The 25,635-nt window shown below is 51.9% G+C and carries 21 protein-coding genes; 2 read left to right on the forward strand and 19 right to left on the reverse strand.

Annotation, left to right across the window (positions count from 1 at the left end):
• Positions 1 to 106: 106 nt before the first annotated feature.
• The gene (locus tag ACFMKP_RS14015; RefSeq protein WP_382292587.1) at positions 107 to 478 is read left to right on the forward strand and encodes a response regulator; all 372 of its coding nucleotides are present in this window, start codon (positions 107 to 109) and stop codon (positions 476 to 478) included.
• 103 nt (positions 479 to 581) lie between these two features.
• Here ACFMKP_RS14015 and pruA read toward each other — a convergent pair whose 3' ends face one another.
• From pruA to atpB, 13 genes are all read right to left on the reverse strand, one after another.
• On the reverse strand, positions 582 to 2,135 hold the full coding sequence (gene pruA, locus ACFMKP_RS14020; RefSeq protein WP_382292588.1) for an L-glutamate gamma-semialdehyde dehydrogenase: 1,554 nt from the start codon (positions 2,133 to 2,135) through the stop codon (positions 582 to 584).
• A 78-nt stretch (positions 2,136 to 2,213) separates the two neighbouring features.
• Positions 2,214 to 2,960, reverse strand: coding sequence for a hypothetical protein (locus ACFMKP_RS14025; RefSeq protein WP_382292589.1), 747 nt, complete (start codon positions 2,958 to 2,960; stop codon positions 2,214 to 2,216).
• 351 nt (positions 2,961 to 3,311) lie between these two features.
• Complete coding sequence (gene pckA / locus ACFMKP_RS14030) at positions 3,312 to 4,892, reverse strand: phosphoenolpyruvate carboxykinase (ATP) (protein WP_382292590.1); 1,581 nt, start codon at positions 4,890 to 4,892, stop codon at positions 3,312 to 3,314.
• Positions 4,893 to 4,995: 103 nt separating this feature from the next.
• Positions 4,996 to 5,868, reverse strand: a complete 873-nt coding sequence (locus ACFMKP_RS14035; RefSeq protein ID WP_382292591.1) for an HD domain-containing protein — start codon at positions 5,866 to 5,868, stop codon at positions 4,996 to 4,998.
• A 238-nt stretch (positions 5,869 to 6,106) separates the two neighbouring features.
• Positions 6,107 to 7,108, reverse strand: coding sequence for a rod shape-determining protein (locus ACFMKP_RS14040; RefSeq protein WP_110520207.1), 1,002 nt, complete (start codon positions 7,106 to 7,108; stop codon positions 6,107 to 6,109).
• Between the two features lie 95 nt (positions 7,109 to 7,203).
• Positions 7,204 to 7,617: a F0F1 ATP synthase subunit epsilon gene (locus ACFMKP_RS14045; protein WP_382292592.1), complete on the reverse strand. Its 414-nt coding sequence runs from the start codon at positions 7,615 to 7,617 to the stop codon at positions 7,204 to 7,206.
• Positions 7,618 to 7,708: 91 nt separating this feature from the next.
• Positions 7,709 to 9,124, reverse strand: a complete 1,416-nt coding sequence (gene atpD, locus ACFMKP_RS14050) for a F0F1 ATP synthase subunit beta (protein WP_110520205.1) — start codon at positions 9,122 to 9,124, stop codon at positions 7,709 to 7,711.
• Between the two features lie 44 nt (positions 9,125 to 9,168).
• Positions 9,169 to 10,056 carry a F0F1 ATP synthase subunit gamma gene (locus ACFMKP_RS14055; RefSeq protein WP_382292593.1) on the reverse strand — a complete coding sequence of 296 codons (888 nt, stop codon included), beginning with the start codon at positions 10,054 to 10,056 and terminating at the stop codon, positions 9,169 to 9,171.
• Positions 10,057 to 10,138: 82 nt separating this feature from the next.
• The gene (gene atpA, locus ACFMKP_RS14060; RefSeq protein ID WP_382292594.1) at positions 10,139 to 11,692 is read right to left on the reverse strand and encodes a F0F1 ATP synthase subunit alpha; all 1,554 of its coding nucleotides are present in this window, start codon (positions 11,690 to 11,692) and stop codon (positions 10,139 to 10,141) included.
• 59 nt (positions 11,693 to 11,751) lie between these two features.
• Positions 11,752 to 12,108, reverse strand: a complete 357-nt coding sequence (gene atpH, locus ACFMKP_RS14065; RefSeq protein WP_382292595.1) for an ATP synthase F1 subunit delta — start codon at positions 12,106 to 12,108, stop codon at positions 11,752 to 11,754.
• Positions 12,108 to 12,602, reverse strand: coding sequence for a F0F1 ATP synthase subunit B (locus ACFMKP_RS14070; RefSeq protein ID WP_054534610.1), 495 nt, complete (start codon positions 12,600 to 12,602; stop codon positions 12,108 to 12,110). Before ACFMKP_RS14070 ends, atpH begins: the two co-directional genes overlap by 1 nt.
• Before the next feature lie 91 nt (positions 12,603 to 12,693).
• Positions 12,694 to 12,927: an ATP synthase F0 subunit C gene (gene atpE, locus ACFMKP_RS14075; protein WP_382292596.1), complete on the reverse strand. Its 234-nt coding sequence runs from the start codon at positions 12,925 to 12,927 to the stop codon at positions 12,694 to 12,696.
• Positions 12,928 to 13,013: 86 nt separating this feature from the next.
• Positions 13,014 to 13,994: a F0F1 ATP synthase subunit A gene (gene atpB / locus ACFMKP_RS14080; RefSeq protein WP_382292597.1), complete on the reverse strand. Its 981-nt coding sequence runs from the start codon at positions 13,992 to 13,994 to the stop codon at positions 13,014 to 13,016.
• Positions 13,995 to 15,136: 1,142 nt separating this feature from the next.
• On the opposite strand from atpB, the gene ACFMKP_RS14085 reads away from it, so the two are divergent.
• A complete protein-coding gene (locus tag ACFMKP_RS14085; RefSeq protein WP_382292598.1) occupies positions 15,137 to 16,945 on the forward strand; it encodes a carbohydrate-binding module family 20 domain-containing protein in 1,809 nt (602 codons plus the stop codon).
• Positions 16,946 to 17,069: 124 nt separating this feature from the next.
• Here the strand turns inward: ACFMKP_RS14085 and ACFMKP_RS14090 are convergent, their stop codons facing one another.
• From ACFMKP_RS14090 to ACFMKP_RS14115, 6 genes are all read right to left on the reverse strand, one after another.
• Entirely contained in the window at positions 17,070 to 17,915 is an 846-nt protein-coding gene (locus tag ACFMKP_RS14090; RefSeq protein WP_382292599.1) for a DNA-methyltransferase, read from the reverse strand.
• Positions 17,908 to 18,114 carry a hypothetical protein gene (locus ACFMKP_RS14095; RefSeq protein ID WP_382292600.1) on the reverse strand — a complete coding sequence of 69 codons (207 nt, stop codon included), beginning with the start codon at positions 18,112 to 18,114 and terminating at the stop codon, positions 17,908 to 17,910. Before ACFMKP_RS14095 ends, ACFMKP_RS14090 begins: the two co-directional genes overlap by 8 nt.
• The gene (locus ACFMKP_RS14100; protein WP_382292601.1) at positions 18,114 to 20,771 is read right to left on the reverse strand and encodes an ATP-binding protein; all 2,658 of its coding nucleotides are present in this window, start codon (positions 20,769 to 20,771) and stop codon (positions 18,114 to 18,116) included. Before ACFMKP_RS14100 ends, ACFMKP_RS14095 begins: the two co-directional genes overlap by 1 nt.
• A 128-nt stretch (positions 20,772 to 20,899) precedes the next feature.
• Positions 20,900 to 22,114 (reverse strand): AI-2E family transporter, encoded by a 1,215-nt coding sequence (locus ACFMKP_RS14105; RefSeq protein WP_382292602.1) that lies wholly within the window; start codon positions 22,112 to 22,114, stop codon positions 20,900 to 20,902.
• A gap of 9 nt (positions 22,115 to 22,123) precedes the next feature.
• Entirely contained in the window at positions 22,124 to 24,052 is a 1,929-nt protein-coding gene (locus ACFMKP_RS14110) for a VanW family protein (protein ID WP_382292603.1), read from the reverse strand.
• Positions 24,053 to 24,246: 194 nt separating this feature from the next.
• Positions 24,247 to 25,359 (reverse strand): STAS domain-containing protein, encoded by a 1,113-nt coding sequence (locus ACFMKP_RS14115; protein ID WP_382292604.1) that lies wholly within the window; start codon positions 25,357 to 25,359, stop codon positions 24,247 to 24,249.
• Positions 25,360 to 25,635: the final 276 nt, after the last annotated feature.

Here is a 25,635-nt window from a genome sequence, read left to right on the forward strand (position 1 = left end):
CTAATTAAAGGAACTATCCAATCGAGGACTCAATTCCTATTGTCCAACGAGTGTTTGCCGACACAGCGAGCGTGATTTTTCGAGCTCTACGGACACTGGAGCAGGTATGGCTTGTTTATATATTGTTGATGATCAACCAGACACTCACATTATTCTCGCGCGTCTTCTTGAGTTAGATGGCTATACGGTGGTCGGCGCTCACAATGGTAGTGAAGCGTTGAAGCAGATTCCGCTTGTTCGCCCAGCCTTGGTGTTATTGGATCTGGCGTTGCCGGGCATTGATGGTTTAACCGTGGCCAAGCAATTACGCACCAATAGCAGCACCAAGCATCTGCCAATTATTGCCATGACCGCCTTTGGCAGCAACGAATATCGCAGCCATGCAATTGCTGCTGGCTGTAGCGAATATCTTTTGAAGCCGCTGGATTTCGTGAAGCTACGCAGCATGATTGCCCAATTGGTGCTGCAAGTAGCCTAGAACAACATTTGATCTGGTGAGGATGCCAACCCGATACCCATCGGGCTTTTTTATTGTTTACGGGATGCAGCATGGAGTTAATTCCATGCTGCATCCCATTTTTTTAGAAGCGATCGGTGATCGTTTTGGCTTGGGTGAACAACAAGAGGTAATCGGGGCCGCCAGCTTTGGAGTCGGTGCCGCTCATGTTGAAGCCACCAAACGGTTGCACCCCAACCAACGCACCAGTACACTTGCGGTTGAAATACAAGTTACCAACATGGAAATCGCGGCGAGCTTCTTCGAGCCGTTCGCGGGAGCGGCTGAATACTGCGCCAGTCAAGCCATATTCGGTGTTGTTGGCAATTTGCAGCGCATGCTTCCAGTCGTTAGCTTTGATAAACGCCAAGACTGGCCCGAAAATTTCTTCCAACGAAAGCCGAGCTTCGGGAGCAATATCAGCAATAATTGTTGGTGGGATGAAATAGCCATCTGCTGCATCGCCAGTTTCGCCACCGAGCATCAAACGGCCTTCGCTCTTGCCAATTTCAATGTATTCGCGAATCTTATCGAAGGCTTTTTGGTCGACCACAGCGCCCATATGCTGCTTAGGATCGGTAGGATCGCCCATAGTCAGTTTCTTGGTGCGATCAACAACCTTCTTCAAAACAGAATCATACACGCTCTCGACGATAATTGCCCGCGAACAGGCCGAACACTTTTGGCCTTGGAAGCCAAAGGCCGAGGCCACAATTGCATCGGCGGCAGCATCGAGATCGGCGGTTTCGTCAACCACAATCCCATCTTTGCCACCCATTTCTAAGATTGTGCGTTTGAGCCAGATTTGGCCTGGTTGCAATTTCGCTGAGCGTTCGAAAATCCGCAAGCCAATTTCTTTCGAGCCAGTGAAGGCAATCACGCGGGTTTTGGCGTGATCAACCAAGGCATCGCCCATTGCGCCGCCCGATCCAGGCACGAAATTGACCACGCCATCGGGCAAGCCAGCTTCTTCGACCAACAAGCGCACAAATTGGGCGGCAATTGCTGGCGAGGCCGAGGCTGGCTTCAGTACAACCGTATTGCCAGCGGCAATTGCGGCGGTGGTCATACCAACCATAATCGCCAAGGCAAAGTTCCATGGTGGAATAACCACAGTCACGCCGAGTGGGATATAGCGGAGTTCGTTTTCTTCGCCGTTGTAGGCAACGACAGGTTGCGGGCCACCAAACTTAATCGCTTGGCGACCATAATATTCCATAAAGTCGATGGCTTCGGCCACATCAGCATCGGCCTCGGCCCAACTTTTGCTCACTTCGTAAACCAACCATGCCATAAATTCAAACTTACGGCGGCGCATCACTGCCGCAGCGCGGAACAAATAGCGAGCGCGTTCTTCTGCCGCAACGTTGCGCCATGTTTCAAAAGCTGTGGCGGCAACTTCGACCGCTTGATTGGCATGCTCAACCGTTGCCTTGGCAAAACTGCCAACAACTTGGCTTGGCTTGGCCGGATTCAGTGAATCGAAGGTGTCGGCCAATTCGATATGTTCGCCACCAATGAGCAGCGGATACGTCCGGCCTAATTCATCGCCAACTTTACTAAGCGCCGTGCGCATGGCATCGGCATTGGCCTTGACACTGAAATCGACAAACGGTTCGGGGCGGTAATCGGGTAACATGTACATCTCCTAGCGATAAGCGCCATTGCTTATTTGGATCAGGTTATCAATATTTTATCCGAAATTATGCCGATTAAGTTAGATCAATTCGCGCAGATCAAGCGCTGGGCCATGGATGCACAACAATTTTGGCTGCTGGCGAGTATTTTGCCAACACCCACCACACATGCCAATTCCGCACGGATAGGGCTGATCGACGATAAATGCGGCAAAGCCTTGTTGCCATGCATAGCGCTCGCGGCGAATGCGTTGGCTCAAACGATTCGCCAAATCGACGCTGCCTGCAGCCAACAAACGATTGGCCCAAACCAACGGCGAATCAAGTTTGCCACTACTTTCTAGCAAATCAAGCACATCATCGCTGGTTGCCAAATATTCAATCTCTGCTGGCAGCACAAATGGCGGCACGCGCAACTCATCGCTGGCACTGGCAAGCAACAGCACAGGCGCGCCCGTTTCGCTGATGCGTTGGGCATAGAACAACATGCTATAGATTGCATTGCCCTCAGCAATCAACAAGGTTGCTTTTTGGCCATCGCTGCTCAGCGGTCGGCCCAACGGTCCAAGCACATCAAGCTCGCTGGCTTTGGGCAAACGCGCAATCGTCGCCAACAGTGGGTCGTGCAAATCGAGGGCCAAGGTAGCGGTGCTACTACGATTGGTCGCAATAATCCAAGCGCGGCTACGCAAGAATGGGTCGTTGCCCAAGCCGTGATGCAGCATTGCCCATTGGCCTGGCTGCGCGCTGGCAAGTTGCGGCGAGGCCACAGTCAGCAAGCCATAGTGCGAATTCAATTGTTGCTGATCGAGAATAACTGTTTGCATACCAGCATTATCCGAGAAGATCGAGGCTTGTGCAAGGAGTGTCTGAATGAGGGGGGCAGGAATTTTTTGTTGATCCACGAAGAGCACGAAGTTACACTAAGGTTGGATTATTGGTTCCTGATGTCTCGTACAAAACTCAGGTTTCCAACTATCTCAACATTCGTGCTCTTCGTGTCCTTCGTGGTTAAAAACGTATCTCGTAACCGCGAAGAACGCGAAGGGCGCTAAGCTAAGGTTAATTGAGTAGTTGCCTGATAATTGTAGAAATCTCAGGCAACCACGAAACCCAACATTCGTGCTCTTCGTGTCCTTCGTGGTTAAAAACTTCGTGCTCTTCGTGGATCAAAAAGCCTACGCTTGGGGCCCGGCGTTTACCACGGTTTCGCCTGCGCGTTCGGCGTATTGCTCGAAGTTCTTGCGGAAGCGAGCAGCCAAATCATCGGCAACTCGATCGTATTCGCTGGCATCGGCCCAGGTTTGGCGTGGTTGCAACACGCTGTTATCAACGCCATCGATTGCCACTGGCACATCGAGGTTGAAACGAGCATCGTGCCACATTTCCACGTTATCGAGCTTGCCTTCCAAGGCGGCATGCACCATCGTGCGGGTATCGCGCAAGCTCATGCGCTTGCCAACTCCGAAGGCTCCACCAGTCCAGCCAGTGTTGACCAAAAATACTCGCACTTTGTGTTCGCGCATTTTTTGGCCGAGCAAATCGGCGTAAACGGTTGGGTGCAATGGCATAAACGGTGCGCCAAAGCATGTACTAAATGTTGCTTGTGGCTCTGATCCAACGCCAGTTTCGGTGCCTGCCAACTTGGCGGTATAGCCCGACAAGAAGTGGTACATTGCTTGTTCAGGGCTGAGCTTGGCGATTGGTGGCAAAACCCCAAAGGCATCAGCGGTCAAGAAGATGATCGTTTCTGGTTGGCCGCCCATGCCCGTTTCGCTCACATTGGGAATGAATTCCAATGGATAGGCTGCGCGGGTGTTTTCGGTCAACGAAGCATCATCATAATTGGGATCGCGGCTATCGCTGAGCACCACATTTTCGAGCACCGCGCCATAACGAATGGCATCGAAAATTTCTGGCTCCGATTCGCGGCGCAAGCGGATACACTTGGCATAGCAGCCGCCTTCGAAGTTGAACACGCCGTTGGCGCTCCAACCATGCTCATCATCGCCAATCAGCACCCGTTCTGGGTCGGCTGAAAGCGTGGTTTTGCCGGTACCTGAGAGGCCGAAGAACAACGCCACATCGCCTTTGCTGCCAATATTGGCTGAGCAGTGCATTGGCATCACGTTTTGGCTTGGCAAGACCATGTTCAGCACCGTAAAGATCGATTTCTTGATCTCGCCAGCGTATTCGGTGCCAACAATCAAAATCAATTTTTCATCGAGATTGATCATGGCGGCAACTTCTGAGCGCGAGCCATCGACCGCTGGATCAAGCTTCAAACTTGGCAGGTTGAGCACCGTCCATTGTGGTTGTTGATCGTTGCTGATCGCATCGCGGAACAATTGCTTGGCGAACAAGTTATGCCAAGCATACTCGGTCACCACGCGAATTGGCAGCGCATAGGCTGGGTCAGCTCCAGCGCTGGCATCTAAAACAAACATCTCACGTTCGGCCATGTGGGCCAATGCCTTCGCCTTGATTGCGGCATAGGTTTCGGGCTTCATAGCTTTATGGAATTTCGTCCAGTGCATTGACGCAGCTGCTGGTGTTTCCACCACAAACTTATCATCTGCAGAACGACCCGTGCGTGCGCCCGTGGTGGCAACAACAGCCCCAGTAGCCGATAAAACGGCCTCGCCCCGTTTGAGCGCAGCTTCCACCAATTGCGGCACCGTTAAGTTGCGATAGGCTTGCTTGACATGTAAATTATCGCCTACAGTGTCGCCTTCACTTAATACGGCTCGTTCGGTCATGAGATGGCTCCTTTAGTAAAGAGAAATAAATTAAACTGCCGTAGCGGCTACCACCAGCACAAGCGCGTTTAACCTGCGCTTGGTGAGCCAGCTAGCGTAGCAGCTACAACACCGATACATCGTTTATCGAAAGCCCAAAGCGACTACCAAGAAACTCGGCAGCTCGTCGGCACATTACCATTCGTGAGAGAAATATCTCAAAATAATCCATCACCGAGGCCATCTCGGTGTCGATCGTCAATTGCAGTGTAACACGCCGTTGCTCGCTATCAACCCGCAAGAACGATTTGGTCGCTGCATAATTAACCCGATCGTGAATATCAAAGGTCGTGGGATCGCTGTTTTGAACCCGTGAGCGATGCACATCGGATTTGTCGGCCAAAATCAGCGCCGCCGCCACGCTTGAAACTGCATGGCCACGTTCTTCCTCGTGATTACCAATCGCACCCATAATCGTGATGATCTCGTCGATTGGCATCTCGAGGCTACTCAAAATATCTTTGGCCAGAATTGCCCCAGTTTGGCCGTGATCGTTGCGATTAATGCTATTACCAATATCGTGCAACAAGCCTGCAATTTCGGCCAGCTCAATCTCGCGCGCCGAAAATTTAAGCCGTCGCAAGACGTTAGCCCCAATATGGCCAACCAAAGCGGCATGGCGACGGCCATGCTCAGTATAGCCAATCAGCTTGAGCTGCTGGTTGGCAGCATCAAGGTAGGCAAAGGTATGGGGATGATTGCGCACATGGGTAATTGTCACACGGCGGGGATCAGCCTTGGCTAATTCGCTGGCTGGAGCCTGGACAGGTTCGCTGGTTAATTCGGCGACCATTGCCTCGCGTTGGGCAACCGCAGCTTCAATTTTAGGTTCAACAACCTTGCGCATGCGATCTTTCGCGTCAAGCGAAAGCGCATCCGCTGTATGGGTTAGCTTCTCGACTTCATTGGCGAGCCGCGCATCATCGCGCATATCCATAGAAAACCTCGCTGAAGCAACAACCGTAGCCCAAAACTACTCAGTTCATTACTTCAATGAATGGGCCAGCATCGCTGCCAGCTTGCATAAATGTCAATGGTCAATACGATCATTCAACGTTGAATAATCACGAGTAGGGGTCAGGGTTCAGTTGTTAGGGTTCAGGCTTGAGCATTTAAAGGCTAGTTACTGATCCCTAGTCCCTCGCCCCTGACCCCTGACCTCTGAACCCTCGAACCTAATTTATATCACTCCCCGACAAACTTTCGCGGAGAATTTCAAGATTTTCTAGGGCAAGACCTGTGCCGATGGCCACGCAGTTGGCGGGCTGGTCGGCGACATAACAAGGCACGCCGGTTACTTCGGTCAATAATTCATTGATCCGGCGCAGCATCGAGCCACCACCAGTCATCACCATGCCTTTATCAATAATATCCGATGATAATTCTGGTGGCGTTTCGACCAAGACCGAGCGCACTGCGCTAATAATTGCTTCAAGTGGCTCTTGAATCGCATCGGTAATTTCGTTCGAATCGACCTCGATTGTGCGCGGCAAGCCAGCAACTTGGTCGCGGCCACGCACTTGCATGGTCAATGGGCGGTCGAGCGGCAAGGCTGAACCAATTTCAATTTTAATACTTTCAGCAGTCCGTTCGCCGATCATCATATTATATTTACGTTTAATATAGGCGGCGATGGCTTCATCGAACTTATTGCCACCAACCCGTACCGAATTGCTCACCACAATATCGTTGAGCGAAATCACGGCAACTTCAGTTGTACCACCACCAATATCAATAATCAAGTTGCCAGATGGTTGGGCCACCGGAATATTCGCGCCAATCGCAGCAGCAAGTGGCTCACGAATCAAATAGGCGCGGCGTGCGCCAGCTTTACGGGCGGCATCACGCACGGCCCGCATCTCGACGGTGGTTACCCCAGCCGGAATACAGATCATCACATCGGGCTTGCCAAAGCCACGGGTTTTATCAATAAAGTGCTCCAACATCGCCTTGGTGGTTTCATAATCGGCGATAACCCCGTTAAGCATTGGGCGAATCACCTCAACGCTTTCCGGTTCACGGCCAAGCATCGCGAGGGCATCAGCGCCAACTGCGCGAATCTTATTGGTTTTGCGCGAGAGCGCCACCACCGACGGCTCGGACAAGGCAATTCCTTTGCCCTTGATGTAGACAAGCACATTGGCCGTGCCTAGGTCAATCCCAAGTTTTCGTGCCATACCTTTAGTTATTCCAAACGAAGAAAGAACACCAAGCGATTACCATTGGTTTGCATGCCATGGGTGCTAGCTGATGTTCTTTCAACTCATGTTTACTACTGTTGACGATTACGGCGCAGTTTGGCAACTTGCAAACGCACTGTAGCGCGGCGCAGGGCAATTTCGGCCTGAGCAACATCTACAGCACCTTGGCGATCGCGCACAGCTTGTTCAGCTTTGGCGCGTGCTTGTTCTGCCCGTGCTTCATCGATTTCATCAGCGCGTTCAGCGGTATCGGCCAAAATCGTCACCCGATTTGGCAAGACTTCCATGAAGCCGCCGCTGATGGCGTAGGGCATGCTAACACCATTTTTTATATAGTGCAATTCGCCTGGTTGCAAGACAGTCAATAATGGCTCGTGGCGAGGCAAAATCCCCACCCGACCTTCATATGAAGGTGCGCTGACCATATCGACTTCTTCGGAAAGAACCACGCGCTCAGCGGTGACGATTTCCAATTGGAGTGGCATACATCCTCACAGCGATTATAGACAATGCGCCGGAATGGGGCGGGTATAATGCCCGTTCCAGCCGGCGCAGGGTCGCATAATCATTGATCGCTTATTGCTTTGATGCGTCGAAGGCGGCTACCACATCGTCGATGCCACCCTTCATAAAGAAGAAGCTTTCGGGAATGTGGTCGAACTCGCCGGCGAGAACGCGGGCAAAGCTCTTGACAGTATCGCCAACGGCAACGTACTTGCCTGGAATGTTGGTAAACACTTCAGCCACGCCGAATGGTTGTGAGAAGAAGCGTTCGAGCTTACGGGCGCGGGAAACTGTCAATTTGTCGTCGTCTGACAATTCTTCGACACCCAAGATTGCAATAATATCTTGCAAGTCTTTGTAGCGTTGCAACATCCGTTGAACTTCGGTCGCGACGCGGTAGTGTTCTTCGCCCACAATGTTGGGATCGAGAATCCGGCTGGTCGAAGCCAGTGGGTCTACCGCAGGGTAAATACCTTTTTCCGAGATCGAGCGTTCCAGCGAAATCGTTGCATCCAAGTGGGCAAAGGTTGTTGCTGGCGCTGGGTCGGTGTAGTCGTCAGCAGGCACGTAGACTGCTTGCAACGAGGTAATCGAGCCAGTTTTGGTCGAGGTAATGCGTTCTTGCAATTCACCCATCTCGGTACCAAGAGTTGGTTGGTAACCCACCTGTGAAGGCATCCGGCCTAAGAGCGCCGACACTTCCGAGCCTGCTTGGGTAAAGCGGAAGATGTTATCGACGAACAACAGCACGTCGCGGCCTTCTTCGCGGAAGTATTCAGCCATGGTCAAGGCTGAAAGTGCTACCCGCAAGCGTGCTCCTGGTGGTTCGTTCATCTGGCCGAACACCATCACCGTTTTATCGAACACGGTTTGGTCGGTGCCAGGAATCTTCGAATCCTTCATTTCGTGGATCAAGTCGTTACCTTCGCGTGAGCGCTCGCCTACGCCTGCGAATACCGAGTAACCGGATTGTTCTTTCGCGATATTCGAGATCAACTCTTGGATAATAACGGTCTTGCCCACGCCTGCGCCGCCGAACACACCGGTTTTGCCACCCTTGGTGAAGGGCGCGATCAAGTCGATGACTTTGATGCCGGTTTCGAACAACTCAGCGCGGTTTGATTGTTCTTCGAAGGTTGGGGCTGGGCGGTGAATTGGCATTGTTTTGGTTGTACCAACAGCGCCTTCACCGTCGATTGGCCGACCTTGAACGTCGAACACCCGACCCAAGGTTTCAGGCCCGACTGGCACGCTAATTGGTGCACCAGTGTCGATAACGTCCATCCCACGGACAAGGCCGTCGGTGGTGGACATTGCGACCGCACGCACGACGCTATCGCCCAACTGTTGTTGGACTTCGCAGATCAGCGATGGTCGGCCTTGGCCCAAGGGAATTTCCAACGCGTTATAAATTTGTGGCAGGCCATCAGCAGGAAATTCTGCGTCGATAACCACGCCAGTAATTTGTAAAATCTTTCCAGTTGCCATGGAATTCTCCAAATGGTCAACAATCGCTAGCCAAAACTAGCTGATTATTGGTTGAGCGCTGTTGCACCAGCGGCGATTTCGCTAATCTCAGTGGTAATGGCTGCTTGCCGAGCCTTGTTATAGGTCAGGGTCAAGTCGCGCACCAACTCTTTGGCATTGTCGTTGGCATTGCGCATGGCCATCATCCGGGCCGAATGTTCACTTGCAATTGATTCAAGGATGGCTTGGTAGAGCTGCACTTCAATGAAGCGTGGCAATAATTGGTCAAGCACATCTTCTTGGCTTGGTTCGTATGAGTAATCGACCTTGGTTGCGCCAGCGTTGCCTGGGGCTTCGACTGGCAAGAAACGGCGCAATTTTGGCCGTTGCACCAAAGTGTTTACGAACTCAGCGCAAAGCAAGTAGACTTCATCGTAGGCATAGTTGCCATTCGCATCGGGGCTATAGCCATTGATCGCGGTTGTGGCAGCAGGCAATACATCCACCAACGGTGGCGCATCGCCCAAGCCAATAATTTCAGAATCGAGCTTTTGACCAGCCCGCAAGATGAAATCGCGACCTTTTTTGCCGACAGCGATGACCGAAACACTACGACCTTGGCTTTTTTGCTCTGTGATAAAGCGAGCCGCTGCACGCGTCAAGTTTGAATTAAGCGCACCGCACAGCCCACGGTCGGGCGTGATCAAAATCAACGCAACACGAGTTACTGTGGGATGCGGCTGCAACAACGGGTGTTTCGAGCTGCCACCCATCGAACGCATTGTCAACTCGCCCATAACATCGTACAGGCGGTCGGCATACGGACGGGTTGCAAGCACGTTTCGTTGAGCGCGACGCATCTTCGAGGCCGACACTAGCTCCATCGCTTTGGTGATTTTGCCAGTGTTCTTGACACTCTTGATCCGCCGCCGAATTTCTCGTGCTGAAGCCATAAAATCCTCGTAAAGAAAGAGATTGAGGCAAGGGCGGGATCAAGGTTTAACTGACCCCTGACCCCCAGCCCCCAACCCCTATCTATTTATAACTCGCCGTTTGCTTGAATTCGGTCACGGCTTTGCGTAAGTTGGCGATGGTTGCTTCGCTCAAGACTTTATCGCTGGCGATGGTGCGACCAACCTCAGCATAGCTGCTGTGGATAAACTGCCAGAAATCGCGCTTGAAGTCGTTGATCCGAGCAACTGGAACATCATCCAAGAAGCCGTTCCCAGCAACCCACAGAATAATCACTTGGTCTTCCAAAGCGATTGGTTGGTATTGTGGTTGCTTGAGCAATTCCGAAAGGCGTTGACCGCGTTCGATTTGGGCCTTGGTGCCTGCATCCAAGTCGGAGGCAAACATCGCAAAGGCTGCCAATTCGCGGAACTGCGCCAATTCGAGCTTCATCTTACCAGCAACGGTCTTCATGGCTTTGGTTTGGGCCGATGAACCGACGCGGCTCACCGAAATACCAACGTTCAACGCTGGGCGTTGGCCAGCATAGAACAAGTCCGATTCCAAGAAAATTTGGCCGTCGGTGATCGAAATCACGTTGGTAGGAATATAAGCTGAAACGTCGTTGGCTTGGGTTTCGATGATTGGCAAGGCCGTAATCGAACCACCGCCATTGGCATCGCTCAAACGAGCAGCCCGTTCCAACAAGCGTGAGTGCAAGTAGAACACGTCGCCAGGGTAGGCTTCGCGGCCTGGAGGGCGGCGCAGCAACAATGACACTTGGCGATAGGCCACAGCATGCTTCGACAAATCGTCATAAATGATCAAGGCATCTTTGACGAGGTTGCCATCGACCGTCACGCCGCCTTCCATCACTTCTTCAGCGATGGCACAGCCTGAGTATGGGGCGATGTATTGCAATGCTGCTGATTCTGAGGCTGAAGCATTGACCACGATGGTGTAATCCATCGCGCCATTTTGCTCAAGCGTGGTAATGGTTTGAGCCACTTTCGAGCGCTTTTGGCCGATAGCGACATACACACACACCATGCCTTGACCGCGTTGGTTGATGATCGTATCGATTGCGATCGCGGTCTTACCAGTTTGGCGGTCGCCGATGATCAACTCGCGTTGACCACGCCCGATTGGAATCAAGGCATCGATCGCCAAAATCCCAGTTTGCACTGGTTGGCTCACCGATTTACGCTCGATCACCCCGGGGGCAATCCGTTCGACTTCGCGGGTTTTGGTTGCGCTGATTGGACCTTTCCCGTCGAGCGGGCGGCCAAGTGGGTCAACGACGCGGCCAAGTAACTCTTGACCAACTGGCACTGAAATAATCTTGCCAGTTGAGCGTACCAAGTCGCCTTCTTCAATTTCGAGATAATCGCCCAAAATAACGGCAGCGACGTTATCTTTTTCCAAGTTCAGCGCGATGCCCATGACGGTTTCGCCTGACTTCGTTTGCTTGAATTCAAGCAACTCCGAAGCCATAACATCGCGCAGACCTGAGATCCGCGCTACGCCGTCACCAACGCTAGCAACCGTACCGACGTTGACCGCAGTTGGGTCAGCGCTGATTGGTTGCTGCACACTGGCTTTAAGACGACTAAGAATATCTTCTGTTGTTACAGCCATTGTTTGCCTCTATGATCGAAGTATGAAGGATGAAGCTGGTGCTTCATCACTTCTCACAGTTAACCGGCCATCATATTGCGTTGGACTGCGTTGAGGCGTTGGCGGAGAGTTGAATCAAGCACCTTATCGCCAACACGCACCAACAAGCCGCCCAGAATTTCTGGATCGACTTTGTAGGTGATGTCGAGCAATGCGCCATAACGCGCCTTGAGATCGCTGGCGATCTTGGTGCGTTGTTCAGCGCTCAGTTCTACGGCACTTGTAACTTCAGCCGCGGTTGGGCCGCCCGAACGCGCCAACTGCACCAACTCATCCAGCACGCTTGGCAAGAGATCTTCTTGGCCTTCGGCTTTGAGCGCTGCAACGAGTGAATCATAGACAGCGCGGGCGTAGCTTGCGGGTTCGCGGCTGCTCATTAGTTCAGCCTCCCAAGTTGGTCAATTGATTTATTGATCAACTCGTCGTGACCTTTAGTTTGCAGTTCGCGACCAAGCACATTGCTGGCGGTTTCGGTAACCAAAGAAGCCAATTGGCCTTGCAAGCCGCGCAACATTTGTTGGCGATCTTGTTCAGCTTTGTTACGGGCTTCTTCTTCAATTTTGGCAGCGTTATTGCGAGCAACAACCAACAATTCGGCTTCTTGCGCCCGAGCGCGTTCTTGGGCTTGGCTGATGATGGTTTGACCTTCGCGGCGAGCTTCTTGCAGCTTCGCATCGTAGTCGGCATCAACGCGGGCCAATTGTTGCTTCACTTTTTCAGCGTTATCCAAGCTCTCGCGAATGCGTTCTGAGCGAGCTTGCAGGGCATTCAAAATTGGTTTGTAGAGAAACATATTCAACAAAATTGCCAACAATGAGAAGTTGACAATTTGTGAGAGTAGCAGTGGGAGATCGACCCCAAGCTTATCCATTACATCCCCCTTAGCAAGAGCGCCACGCCACTAGGTGCATGGCGCTTGCAGGAATAGTGTCATTGAATCGTCGTTCGTCAGCGGTTGGTTCTTAGATAACTTCGAAACCAATCAACAACGAAATAACCAGACCGAAGATCGCGAGACCTTCTGTCAAAGCGATACCGACGAACATATTGGTGCGGATCGTGCCTTCGGTTTCAGGGTTGCGAGCAATTGACTGCAATGCGCCCGATACCAACATCCCAATACCAATACCAGGGCCGAGGGTCGATAAAGCAATAGCCAAGGCCGCTGCAATCAGGCGTACACCTTCATCGGTCATGAGCTGAATCCTCCAAAAACTGAGTGTTAATACGTAGTCAAAAGAAAAGTGTATGATCAAACCGTTAGTTTGCGTCGATCAAGCGCTTAGTGCGCGTGTTCTTCGTGGCCATGATCGCCGTGCGATTCAGCAGCCATATCGATAAATGCCATCGTCAACATCGCGAACACGAAGGCTTGAATCAAGCCGACGAAGAGTTCGAGGCCGTAGAATGGCAGAGATAGCAAGGTTGGGAACAGGAATGCCATTACCAAGAGCACAACTTCACCGGCAAAGATGTTGCCGAAAAGCCGGAAGGCAAACGAGACAATCCGCGCAAATTCCGAAATCAATTCGATGATCCCGACCGCAGTTTGGATTGGACCACCCTTGATGTTGAAGAACTTGCCTAAGTAGCCGAAGCCCAACGAGCGGAAACCCCAGAATTCAGTCACCGCGAACGAGATCAAGGCCAAAGCCAAGGTCATGTTCAAGTCGGCGCTACCTGGGCGCAAGAATGGGTGGAAGGCCGTGCCGCTTGGGCAGTTGTTGGTGTATTTGCCACCTTCAGCAGCAGCAGCCAAAACTGGTGCAGCACTATCGGTGCTGATGCCAGCGGTTGCAACGTGATTCGGGGCGGCAGCATGCTCGGTGCTGTGGCTATAGCACAACCCAATTGAGCCAACGCCTGGCACCAAACCAAACCAGTTTGATGGCAGAATCAAGAAGAAGATCGTAGCAACGACGACAAAGAAACGCCCTGCAAACTTGGGGCTGACCCCTTGCATGGTGTTGTAGAACATTTCAACCGCATATTCCAAAGCGTTCTGGAGACCACGTGGGTGCTTCAAGGCTTCGGTGTTGCCACTGCGCAATTTGCTGGTGCCAATCACCGAAAGCACGATCAAGAGTGCCATCACAATCCATGTGAGCACCAGCGAGTTCGTGATCGTATACCCACCAATGTGGAACAGTTCTTCGGCTCGTACCGAAACCAGCGGCGTACCAACAGGCAGGAATATGCGCAAAGCAATCCCGATCACTGCGGTAAGTGCGACCGCTATAATTACCTTTTGTTTTGTGGACAAGGCGATCCCTCCGCGTTTATAGGCCCATCGTAAAGCGGTACACTGCTGGCTCTGCACAACGCTGGGCAATACAACTTTCACGACTGTTGGGATTTTGTGCTTTTTTGCACATTCTCAAGTATAAAGGATGGCTATGCTCTTGTCAAACTTGTTAACATTAGTCAAGAATAGGCTCAATCCCTTTGTAACGGGCAGAAATCGCCTTATCTCACATGAGCCTAGCCATGTTTTTATCTCCAACGTCAACCATTTTGCTGCTTTTGTGGCAATTGTCACAAAAGTGCCTCAACAATCTGCTAGGGTGCTGGAGGTTGGAACCGCGAAGAACGCGAAGCGCGCGAAGTTTTGATCCACGAAGCGCACGAAGAGCACAAAGGGGCGAAGGCTATTGGCTATGTGTATTGGTTCATTGGATTGGCAACAAGGATCATTCCCTCACCCCCAACCCCTCTCCCACTGAACGCGGGCGAGGGGAGCACCGGTTTTTACCGACGTATTGCGCAAGAACCACCGCGTTAAAGCCCCTCGCCCGCGCCACGGGAGAGGGGTTGGGGGTGAGGGGGGCTTAATACCTAACCCTTGAAAGACGAAAACCCCTGCGTCTCCCGCCTTGAGGCGGGACGGAAGGGTGGTGATCGAGGGGCTGGGGAGCGGGGGTCGGGGATTGGGTGCTGGGGGTCGGAACCGCGAAGCGCACGAAGAGGCGAAGGCTATTGGCTCTTGGCGATCGGACAATCATCGGGTTTGGCAACATAGGGTGGCACAGCACGGGCTACTGATCCCCAGCCTCTGACCCCCGATCCCTCGATCTACAAATGATTAAAAAGCTAAATATTTTTGCTTGACAAGCCCAAATCGCTTGTGTATACTTCGTCCAACAAACGAACGAACCAAAAGTACCAGCCCAAATCGGGACATTTGCCTAATCGTGCTCACAACGCTAGCCATCATTTCAGCTTTGTACGACGGTATTTTTCTAGGGCTAAAACTTTGTTCGCTCTATAAACAAATTGATAGTGGCTCGATGAATCGCCGTTGATTCATTCCCCGTAGATGCTGTGTGATCTCGAACATCCTAGGCCTGAGTATCATCCAGCTGCCTTGACTCGATCAACCGTTCACGTCCCAAAGGAGGGTCGTTTATGTCACGGACCACTCGCGCAATCGCGCGGTTGACACTGTTCGTCTTGGTTGTGATCATCTTCTCGGTTGGCTTCCTTGGAACCGCTCCACGAGCAACCCAAGCTCAAACGACACCACGCACGGTTTTCGTCCATTTATTCGAATGGAAATGGACTGACATTGCCAAAGAATGCGAAAATTGGCTCGGACCCAAAGGCTTCTCGGCGGTTCAAGTCTCACCACCCCAAGAACATATCCAAGGCGCTCAATGGTGGACGCGCTATCAACCAGTCAGTTATCAAATTCAAAGCCGCTCCGGTACTCGCGCCGAGTTTGCCAACATGGTTTCACGCTGTAAAGCAGTTGGCGTAGATATTTATGTCGATGCTGTGATCAACCACATGACTGGCGTTGGCAGCGGCACTGGCGTTGCTGGCACCAGCTATAGCAGCTATACCTACCCAGGCAACTACCAAAGCCAAGATTTCCACCACTGTGGCCGCAATGGCAACGACGATATTAGCAACTATCAAGATCGCTGGGAAGTGCAAAATTGTGAGTTGGTGAACCTCGCCGACCTCAAAACCGAATCAGATTATGTACGCGGCAAATTGGCTGCCTACCTCAATGATCTGCGTGGTTTGGGCGTGGCTGGCTTCCGCATCGATGCCGCCAAACACATGCCCGCCGCCGACATCGCCAACATTATGAGCCGCGCCAGCAATCCTTACATTTATCAAGAAGTGATTGACCAAGGCGGTGAGCCAATTACCTCTGGCGAATACACCGGCAATGGCGATGTAACCGAGTTCAAATATAGCACCAACATTGGCCGGATGTTCAAAACCGATAAGCTCGCCAATATGAGCAACTTCGGCACGCCATGGGGCTTTATCGCCAGCGATAGCGCTGTGGTCTTTACCGATAATCACGATAACCAACGCGGCCATGGCGGCGCTGGCAACGTGGTGACCTTCAAAGATGGCAAACTCTACGAACTTGCCAACATCTTTGCCTTGGCTTGGCCATATGGCTATCCCCAAGTTATGTCGAGCTACAATTTTAGCAATGGCGACCAAGGCCCACCAAGCAGCAATGTCTACAACGGCAACAGCGCCGATTGTGGCGGGAGCAACTGGGTTTGTGAGCATCGCTGGCGCGGCATCGCTAACATGGTCGGCTTCCGCAACTACACCAGCACGGCATTTAGCACCAGCAATTGGTGGTCAAATGGCAATAATCAAATCTCATTCAGCCGTGGCAGCTTGGGCTTTGTGGCAATCAATCGCGAAGGCAATAGCTTAAGCCGCACGTTCGCAACTGGCTTGCCAGCAGGCACCTACTGCGATGTAATTCACGGCGATTTCAACAATGGGGTTTGTTCAGGCCCAACCGTCAGCGTCAATGGCAGTGGTCAAGCAACGATCACGGTGGCAGCGATGGATTCAGTGGCGATTCACGGCGGGGCAAAAATCAATGGCACCAACCCAACCCCAGTGCCAACCACGTCACCAGTGCCAACCACGCCACCAAGCAGCACCATTGCGGTGACCTTCAACGAAAACGCCACCACAACTTGGGGCCAAAATGTGTATGTCATTGGCAATGTTGCGGCGCTTGGCAGTTGGAATACCGCCAATGCTGTGCTGCTCTCATCAGCAAGTTACCCAGTGTGGAGCAAAACGATCAACTTGCCAGCCAACACCGCCATCGAATACAAATACATCAAGAAAGATGGCTCGGGCAATGTGACCTGGGAAAGCGGCACCAACCGCACATTTAGCACACCCGGTAGCGGCACGGTCACCCGCAACGATAGCTGGAAATAACTATTGAGTTAAACCACGAAGGACACGAAGAGCACGAATGTTAGGTTAATTGGAAAGCTGAGTTTTGTACAAGCCTCAGAGAACCAACTGATCCAACCTTAGTGAAACTTCGTGTCCTTCGCGGTTAAATGCCATCTTTGGCTATTTCATAAAATTCGGGGTTGGCAAAGGCCAAGCGTTGGCGCATTACCTCGATTGCTTGGGGATTTTGATCGATCAAGGTGAAGTTGCGGCCATTGCGTGCGGCGGCCTCGCCAAACGAGCCACTGCCTGCAAAAAAATCCAGCACCTGATCGTTGGGGTTGGAGTGCACGCGCACAATGCGGTTGAGAATTGCGAGCGGTTTTTGGGTTGGATAGCCAGTTTTTTCCTTGCCATTTGGGCTAACAATCGTGTTCCACCAAACGTCGGTCGGCGTTTTACCCCGCGCGGCCTTCTCAGGCCCAACTAAACCAGGAGCCATGTAGGGAATGCGATCGATTGCCGCATAATTAAAGGTATAGTTTTCTGGATCTTTGGCATACCACAGAATCGTATCGTGCTTGGTTGACCATTTTTTGCGCGAACGTGCGCCATAATCGTAGGCCCAAATAATTTCGTTGATAAACGAATCGCGGCCAAAAATCTGGTCGAGCAGCACCTTGCAATAATGCACTTCGCGATAATCAATATGAAAAAAGAAGCTGCCTTGGGGCTTCAGCAAACGGTAGGCTTCGAGCAAACGTGGCTCAATAAAGGCCAGAAAATCATCAAAACTATCGCCATAAGCCCGCTCGCCAACTTTGATACTGCTATAACGATGGCCACCAAAGCCAACCCGATCGCCATGCTCGGAGCGAACGGTACGCAATTGGGTGCGACTTTGCACTTTGCCAGTGTTGAAAGGCGGGTCAATGTAGATTAAATCATAGCTGGCTGCTGGCAGGCTCGCCAAAACAGCCAGATTATCGCCAAAATAAAGTTTATTCATGATGTTGTTGTAGTGCTTCCTCAATCGCTAAGCGTTCGGCTTCACTCAATGAACGCTTGCCTTCCAACCAAGCCCGTAAAATTGCCACATCGCAACCACTCGCCGCCGCAAGTTGCGCCACCGTCCAGCTGCGTTGCGCCAACCATAAGAGCACCTCGCGCCGCTGGTCATTCAACGGTTGAACTTTACGCCGCCGCATTACACACCCTCAAGCCATGAAGCTGGAGTCCAGTCGGAATCGCCGCCAACCGGCAGTTGCACGGTAAAGGTCGTGCCGCGGCCTTCTTCGCTATCAAACCAGATTTTGCCGCCGTGCAACTCTACCAACGATTTGGTGATGTTCAAGCCCAAGCCAGTGCCACCAGCCTGCTCCTTGAGCGGGTTTTCTGAGCGGAAGAAACGGGTGAAAATATGCTGTTGATCATCAGCTGCAATCCCCACGCCGCTATCTTTGACCGCCAAGGTAACTGAATCGCTGCCATTGCTCACCACCACATCGATACGGCCACCATCGCGGGTATATTTGTAGGCATTCGAGATTAAGTTAGTGACGATTTGGCGCATCCGTTCGGGGTCGGCAATCATCGGCGGCAAATCATCGGGCACATCAAGCGCCAACGAAATTTGCTTGCCACTCCATTGTTGATGAATTGCCATGACGGTCGATTGAATCAGCTCATCAAGATTAATTGGTTTGCGCTGCAAACGCACTTTGCCCGATTCAATCCGCGAAACGTCGAGCAAATCGTTGAGAATTGCATTCAAGCGTTCGATGTTGTTTTTGACCACGCTCAGGAATTGGCGTTGTTGCTCGGTCAAGGGTCCAAGCGTGTTCAACATCAGCAAATCAATATAGCCGCTGATCGAGGTCAATGGGGTGCGCAATTCGTGCGAGGCGGTGGCAACAAACTCAGTTTTCATGCGATCGGCCAATTCAGCCGCCGTAATATCGTGGTAAACCACCACGCTGCCAAGCCATTCGCTTTGCGAGGTAAACACTGGCGTACTCGATGCCCGAATCATGCGCCCGCTTAGCTCAAATTGTTGGTAGGTTTGCTTTTCGGTCAGGCGTGGCTCGCTCTCTGGCGCACCAGGCAGGCTCATCAAGGGCTTGCCTAACCACTCGACGGCTTCGATGTTGAGCAATTGCTCAGCGGCAGGGTTGATCAACCGAATGCGGCCAACTCGATCGCCAACCACCACGCCGTCGCCGATTGAACGCACAATCGCCAAACTGCGACTAACTTCTTCTTCGCGTTGTTCGAGGGCTTGGCTCAAGCGGCGGGCTTGCTCAGTTGTGGCGCGATAGAGCTGCACATTGCTGAGCATCGTCATCACTTGATCGCCAATCACCTGCACAAATTGAATATGCTCTTGGGTAAAGTGATTGATGCGGCTGTTGATCAGCACAATCACCCCAGCAACCCGCTCATCTTGCTCCATCGGCACGGCCAGCGCCGAACGACCTTTTTTGTCGTATTCGGTGCGCACCATCCAACGGTTATCTTCGGCAGTGTTGGGGATGATAACGGGAGCACGATGCTCGACGACCCAACCAGCTAAGCCTTGGCCACGTTCCAACGAAATGGCCTCGGTGCGCGTAATGTTACGATCAAGATTGGTGCTAAATGCCAAGCGACCGCTTTTAGGATCAATCAGCATAATCCCGCCGCGCTCGGCTTGGGTTGCTTGAGCAATCAACAACAGCGCTTGATCAAGCAATGGTTGCGGTTCGAGCGTGCCACTCAGTGCGCGCACAATCTGATACATGCTTTCGGCCCGAGTTCGGGCGCGCATGGCATCTTCGGCGGTGCGACCCATTTCGGCAGTCGTGGCCTCGATGCGTTGAGCCAAGGTATTTTGCAACGCGGCATTTTCGAGCACGGCTGCTGCCTGCGAGGCCAATAATTCAAGCAAGGGTGCGGTTTCAGTCAGGCGTTTGCGGGCCTTGGGATCATCATCGCCAACCGTGAGCAAACCACAAATCTCGCCAGTTGCGGTACGCACTGGAACCAACATATAGTGCTCGCCAGCAATATCGCGGAAGGGCAGCGAATCGGCCAAATAGGCATTATCGCCAATGCGGCGGTCGTCGCGCAACAGCACCGAAATTTCATCCCACGGAATGGAGAGCATTTCAGTTGCGCCGAGCGTGCGACCACTTGCGCCAATTGCCACCGCCATGCGCAGGGTTCGTGCCCGCCAATCGACCGTTGAAGCGCTGGCAAAAATAAATGGGCCACAGGCTTTGGCAGCGCTAGCCAATTCTTCGAGGGTTTCTTCGGGGCTAAGCGAGCCACGCAAACGCTCAGCAGCGCGGGTTGCCCGCCGAATCGGGGCTTCTGGCAACATCGCTGGATAATCAAAGCGCGGTCGCGCAGCCAACCAGACTGCAACTGCAACCAAGACAAAGCCCACGCTACGCAAACCAACTTCTAGCGCAACCGTTTCAACCGCAACCGCTGGAACCAACACATTACTGACCGCCCAAGCAATCACCATCAAGCCAATTGCGCTGAAGGCCCAGCGGGGTGGCAACATTTGGGGAATCGCAATCGCTGGAATCAGCAGCACCGACCAGAGCGCAGTATGATAGCCTTCGCTGAGAATTGCCACGCTCAAGGGCAAGGCCAAAATACCAAGCGTGCGCAACTCGCGCCAATCGCCTTCGGGATTAAAAAGCCATGGCAAGGCCACGGCAGTTACACCTAAAACACTCGCAATAATCGTCAAGCGATCGGTTGGAATGCTGGTGCTAAACGTGTAGCCAAAAAGCACGAGCGCAAAGCAAGCTAAGGCCCAAGCAAGAGGACGAATACGAGTTAGCCAAATGCGAAAAGACGAGTTGCGGCCCATGGATCGGTCTCCCCAAGTCCAAGATGGCGCTATTATACTACGATGAGTGGTGTTATGCAGTATGGTTTTGGAATTTGCTGAAGCAAAAGCCCCTTGGCGTTTGCACAAACCAAGGGGCAGGTGGTCAATTAGGCTTTGTTTTGAAAGGCAAGCATCGGCGGCATCGGCGTTTCTGGCTCTTCTTTATGCTCCCACGGCAACTCGCCAGCCCGTAAATAGCGTGGATCGTCTGGTTGGCGCAGCCGACCATTGATATATTGATAGCTATCACGCGCAACAGCCGCCATTGGGGCAAAAATAATCACCCCGACCAGCCCTGAAACCGTGCCAGCAACAACCAACAGCACCATCAAAATTGCGGCATGAATTTCGACAATCGCCCCAATAATCCGTGGCACTAAGAAATTATTTTCAATCTGCTGGATCAGAATATACAAGCCAGCAATCACCAAACCCATCGGCAGCGAGGTGGTCAAGCCCACAATAATTGCGGGAATTGCGCCAATAATCGGCCCAATCACGGGGATTAATTCGGTAAAGCCAGCAACCAAGGCTAAGAGCAGCTTGTAAGGAATTTCGCCTGGCATCACCAAATCAACAACCCACAAGCCAATGTACGACATAATCGCAATCACTAAGCCAAGAATCAATTGGCCACGAATATACGATGAAAACACCCGATCGAAAATCGCAAGCACGGTTAGTACATCGGTGCGGATCGATTTGGGAATCATGCGAATAATTGCGGCCTTACCCTTACGCTCATCAAGCAACACATAAAACAGCCAAAACGGAATAATCAAAAAGCCTGCTAAGAAGATTAGGGTTTGGAAAACCACCCCTAAGCCGTTTACAATGCCACTTACCCCAGTTTCAACATAATTGGTAGCATTTTCTTTGATTGTGGTAATGCCCTTACTCACCTGACCATTAATATCGGTTTGAATATCAGATGGGACTTCGCGTCGATACCAAGTGAGGCCTTCGTTGATTTTCGGTTCGAGCGTGTTTTTGTAAAATTCTGGCAACGATTCAAAAAAGCCTTTTACTTGGGTAATTGCAGGCGGCACGATATACAAAATCGAGCCAATTAACAGCCCCAAGCCAACCACATACACCACCAGAATTGCGGCCCAACGCGGAATCCAGCGCTCTAATTTATTAACCAAGGGCAACAATAAATAGGCAAAGATCAGCCCAAACGCAAACGGCAACAGTTGATTACCAGTGCGCCAGAGCAACCACAGCACCAGCCAAATAGCAAAGGCTGTCAGCGTCCAGCGGGCTAAATCGCGCCAAGTTGGAATTGTTTTGATGATTGGGACTGGTGCTTTTGGCTCCACAAAGCCTCCCTACTGCGTATAATAGCTATCCCAGCGGTCGCTGCGGCTTGTGCCATCGCGTTCGCTAATAGTCCGAAAAATCTGGAAGGCATTCCAGCCGTTGCCAGTTGCTTCCATCGTCACGCTGCGCCCAGTGTCGCTGCCATACAAGGTAAAGGTTTGGTTTTTGTTGACTAAATCAGTGTTGACATCGATCAAAATATAGCCGTTGGTGTCGTTGCGGAATTTCAAATCTGGCCCGCCCAAGGCAATCGTGGCATCCATGCCTGGCGGGGCATCGACCTCGTACCAAGCCAAACGCCAACTATGGTTATGGCGCTCCTCGATGGGCAAACCAGCCCAAAATGCCGCTCGAAACAGGGTCGTCGAAACTTGGCAAATTCCGCCGCCAATACTTGGCACCGCCATGCCATTTTCAATCATCTCGCCAATTTGGTAGCCTTTTTCGAGCGAAATATCGCCAACCGTGCCACCAAACGACACTACTTCACCAGGAGCAATCAGTAGACCATCAAATTCCTTGCCACCAACTTCAACATTGCGATCGCGATTGTAATCTGGGTACGAACTAAAATCCGATGCGCCAACCCCAATCACCTGATAAATGCCTAGCGCTTCAAGCTCGCCCGCTGGCGGAGCAGTTTCATGCAAACTAAAGCTCAATGCTTCGTTATTGGCAGTGCTCAAAGCTTGGCCAATTTGGGCATGAAGTTGGGTCTGATCAAGCGTGTAGCCAATTTGGCCAAAATGCCATTCAGTGGCGCGATTGCCGTTGCGCACCAAGCGCGAAGCTTGGGCTGGCTGATCATAGGTTTTGGCTAATTCTTGCACCAAGGCGGCAATTGCTGGCTGGTTGTGGCCAAAACTCTGCCCAGCCTGTGGCAATGTGCTCAGATCGAGCAAGCTAGCCCTATCAAATTGATGTTGCGTGCCATTGATCGTCAGCATTAATGGCGCAGCAGTTTGTTGATTGAGCTTTGGCAGCATGGCGTTAAGCGTCGAGGCTTTTTGGTGGGGTTGCAAGCCTTCCTGCACCACGAGCACGCTATAATCGCGCGGCGCGGCAGTCCAATCGATCGCATCCCAAGCAGCTTGAAAGGCGGCCTTAGTTTGCGCATGATCCAGCTTCAAGCCAATCACATCGTTGCTCACCGCCCAAGTGCCATCAGGATTGCGCTGAAATTGAGCAGCGACCGCAGGCCGATCGCTGGCCTCGGCCAAGGTTTGGATGGCGTTATCAAGCGATTGTTGATTGAGCAAGAGGCCATCAGCTTTGATCGTGCTGACAATTCCCAAACTTTGGTTGCTCAATCGCTCCGACCACGAATCTTCGCGACCAATCTGCAAGGCACGATCAGCAATCACTTGGGGGTCAAAGCTGGTCAAGGCATTGAATGGCACAATCGCCGTTTGATCGCCTAATTGAACTTTAAAATGATGGTTGTTCCAAGCTTGCAAGGTTGGCAAAATCGCATGCGCTGCCTCGTTGCTGGTCAAGCCGCTCAGCGATTGGCCAAAGGCTTGCACCCCAGGATAGACGCGATTGGCATAGGCAGCCTGAAATCCACCAAAACCAAGCAAGGCCGCCAGCGCTGCGGCGCTCGACCAACGGGCAATTCTGCGCCAGTTGCGCCGCCGTTGCGGTTTGGCTTTGCTGCGCACACTTGGCGCAGGCGCGGCAACCACGCTGGGCAAACGCGGAATTGTGGTGCGCGGCAACGAGCGTTGCGCCCAACGCAAACAATAGGCTTGGCGTTGACCGCTGTGCAACGCGCCTAACCAGCGCCATGCTTCGCCCAACATTGGGTCGATTTTAACGGCGCGGGTCAACAAAGCGGCACTATCACGATAACGCCCATATTTGATTGCCAACAAACCAGCTTTGGCCCAAGCAACTGCTTGAGGGTTCGGCGCAACTGCGGCCATACTACTCATCATAACTGCCCCCATCAATCGTTATGTCAGATGCGCTCTATCATAGGGCGTGGCAGATTCTAGCGTCAATCAAACCTTGCTCGTGAGCTGCTGATAAATCGCTGATACGTCATATTCTAGCCTACGCAGGCACAAAAGGTACTATTCAGCCTAAATCCTGTCGTGACAGTTGGGGAATTGCCAAATTGTAGCATGAATTAGTCCATGCCTAAACGTTTAATCGCAATCGCAACCGCATCTTGCAAGCTGGCAACAGTTACCACAGCACTAAAATCAATGCCTAAACTCACCAAGGTTTGGGCCACGTCAGGCCGAATTCCCGCGATAATTGTCTGAACGCCGAGCAAACGCGCTGCCGCTGTGGCATGGATTACGCGTCGCCCAAGCTCAGTATCAATCGTGGGCACGCCAGTTACATCTAAAATCGCAAGTTTGGCCCGATGATGGCTAACTCCAGCCAGCAAGGTTTCTTCGATGCCCTCGCTTGAAGTGGCTAAAAGATCACCAACTAGGGGCATAACAACCGTATGTTTGAGCACTGGAATCACGGGCAAACTCAGCTGGCGTAACTGGGCACGCAAAGCCGCTTGCGCCGCTTGCTCGGCCTGAATTTGGCTATCGCGCTGGCTAATGGCGGCTAGGCTTTGGCTCAATTGCGCATTCAGTTGCTCGCGCTGAAGCGCCAATTCACGCTCTTTGGCTAATTGCTGTTCAAGCTTGGCCTCGGTTTGGGCTACTACGGTAAAAGCTCGCTTGGCGCGTCCAACCAATAAGCGCACCGTCACCGCAATTACACCAAGTACTAATAATTGGCAGAAAAAATTAATCAATAAGGCCGATTTAGGCACCAAAAACTTAATTGGAATAATCCCAGTGAATTCGCTGCCAATTACAAGCGCAAGAATAATCATCGAAGCAATACAAATAATCGTGGTGGCGCGTGAGGTATTGAGCACAATCGTGGCAATTAATGGTGGCACTTGAAACAAAACCCAAACCGAGCCATCAACTTCGCCAATAATCGGCCCAGTTAACGAAAGCATAAGCGTTATCGAGGCCAAATTGATGTAAATCAGCCATTCGACGTAGCGCGAACGGCGCATGGCAAAGGTTATGCCCAACATTGTGCCAGCAATCGCACAAATGCTCAAACCAATTTTTAATTGTTGGGCATTGCCAGCGAAAAGCAAAATGAGCATAACGGCGAACAAAGCCAAACCTTCGACCAAACTAAACAACTTAATCCGTTGTTCATTCGAGGTTTGAAGCAGATCCTCAATCTGACGGGGCGCGGCGGTGGTTTCTGCCATTGGGAGCCTCAGGTGCAAGATGCTGTTGCAGCATCCTACCATCATTTGGCCAATTTGTGGATTGACAAAATCACAAGGCTGGCAGAGTTTTTCAAATGGCTCGATTAAAACCACGAAGACCACGAAGTTGCACTACGGTTTGATGCGTTGGAATCTTGAATAGGGTTCAGGGTTCAGGGGTTAGGGATCAGGGGAATGCAACCACGAAGAACGCGAAGTTACGCGAAGGTTTCATTGATTGGAACACTGAATAGTGAACTTATTGCAGCGTTCCAA

The sequence above is a fragment of the Herpetosiphon sp. NSE202 genome, from assembly GCF_042688385.1.
In the GTDB taxonomy this organism is placed as follows: domain Bacteria; phylum Chloroflexota; class Chloroflexia; order Chloroflexales; family Herpetosiphonaceae; genus Herpetosiphon.

What these genes read in the sequence shown, in the direction of transcription:
- ACFMKP_RS14015 (WP_382292587.1), top strand. Translation starts at nt 107, where the DNA reads ATGGCTTGTTTATATATTGTTGATGATCAACCAGACACTCACATTATT.
- pruA (WP_382292588.1), bottom strand. Translation starts at nt 2,135, where the DNA reads ATGTTACCCGATTACCGCCCCGAACCGTTTGTCGATTTCAGTGTCAAG.
- ACFMKP_RS14025 (WP_382292589.1), bottom strand. Translation starts at nt 2,960, where the DNA reads ATGCAAACAGTTATTCTCGATCAGCAACAATTGAATTCGCACTATGGC.
- pckA (WP_382292590.1), bottom strand. Translation starts at nt 4,892, where the DNA reads ATGACCGAACGAGCCGTATTAAGTGAAGGCGACACTGTAGGCGATAAT.
- ACFMKP_RS14035 (WP_382292591.1), bottom strand. Translation starts at nt 5,868, where the DNA reads ATGGATATGCGCGATGATGCGCGGCTCGCCAATGAAGTCGAGAAGCTA.
- ACFMKP_RS14040 (WP_110520207.1), bottom strand. Translation starts at nt 7,108, where the DNA reads ATGGCACGAAAACTTGGGATTGACCTAGGCACGGCCAATGTGCTTGTC.
- ACFMKP_RS14045 (WP_382292592.1), bottom strand. Translation starts at nt 7,617, where the DNA reads ATGCCACTCCAATTGGAAATCGTCACCGCTGAGCGCGTGGTTCTTTCC.
- atpD (WP_110520205.1), bottom strand. Translation starts at nt 9,124, where the DNA reads ATGGCAACTGGAAAGATTTTACAAATTACTGGCGTGGTTATCGACGCA.
- ACFMKP_RS14055 (WP_382292593.1), bottom strand. Translation starts at nt 10,056, where the DNA reads ATGGCTTCAGCACGAGAAATTCGGCGGCGGATCAAGAGTGTCAAGAAC.
- atpA (WP_382292594.1), bottom strand. Translation starts at nt 11,692, where the DNA reads ATGGCTGTAACAACAGAAGATATTCTTAGTCGTCTTAAAGCCAGTGTG.
- atpH (WP_382292595.1), bottom strand. Translation starts at nt 12,108, where the DNA reads ATGAGCAGCCGCGAACCCGCAAGCTACGCCCGCGCTGTCTATGATTCA.
- ACFMKP_RS14070 (WP_054534610.1), bottom strand. Translation starts at nt 12,602, where the DNA reads ATGGATAAGCTTGGGGTCGATCTCCCACTGCTACTCTCACAAATTGTC.
- atpE (WP_382292596.1), bottom strand. Translation starts at nt 12,927, where the DNA reads ATGACCGATGAAGGTGTACGCCTGATTGCAGCGGCCTTGGCTATTGCT.
- ACFMKP_RS14085 (WP_382292598.1), top strand. Translation starts at nt 15,137, where the DNA reads ATGTCACGGACCACTCGCGCAATCGCGCGGTTGACACTGTTCGTCTTG.
- ACFMKP_RS14090 (WP_382292599.1), bottom strand. Translation starts at nt 17,915, where the DNA reads ATGAATAAACTTTATTTTGGCGATAATCTGGCTGTTTTGGCGAGCCTG.
- ACFMKP_RS14095 (WP_382292600.1), bottom strand. Translation starts at nt 18,114, where the DNA reads ATGCGGCGGCGTAAAGTTCAACCGTTGAATGACCAGCGGCGCGAGGTG.
- ACFMKP_RS14100 (WP_382292601.1), bottom strand. Translation starts at nt 20,771, where the DNA reads ATGGGCCGCAACTCGTCTTTTCGCATTTGGCTAACTCGTATTCGTCCT.
- ACFMKP_RS14110 (WP_382292603.1), bottom strand. Translation starts at nt 24,052, where the DNA reads ATGATGAGTAGTATGGCCGCAGTTGCGCCGAACCCTCAAGCAGTTGCT.
- ACFMKP_RS14115 (WP_382292604.1), bottom strand. Translation starts at nt 25,359, where the DNA reads ATGGCAGAAACCACCGCCGCGCCCCGTCAGATTGAGGATCTGCTTCAA.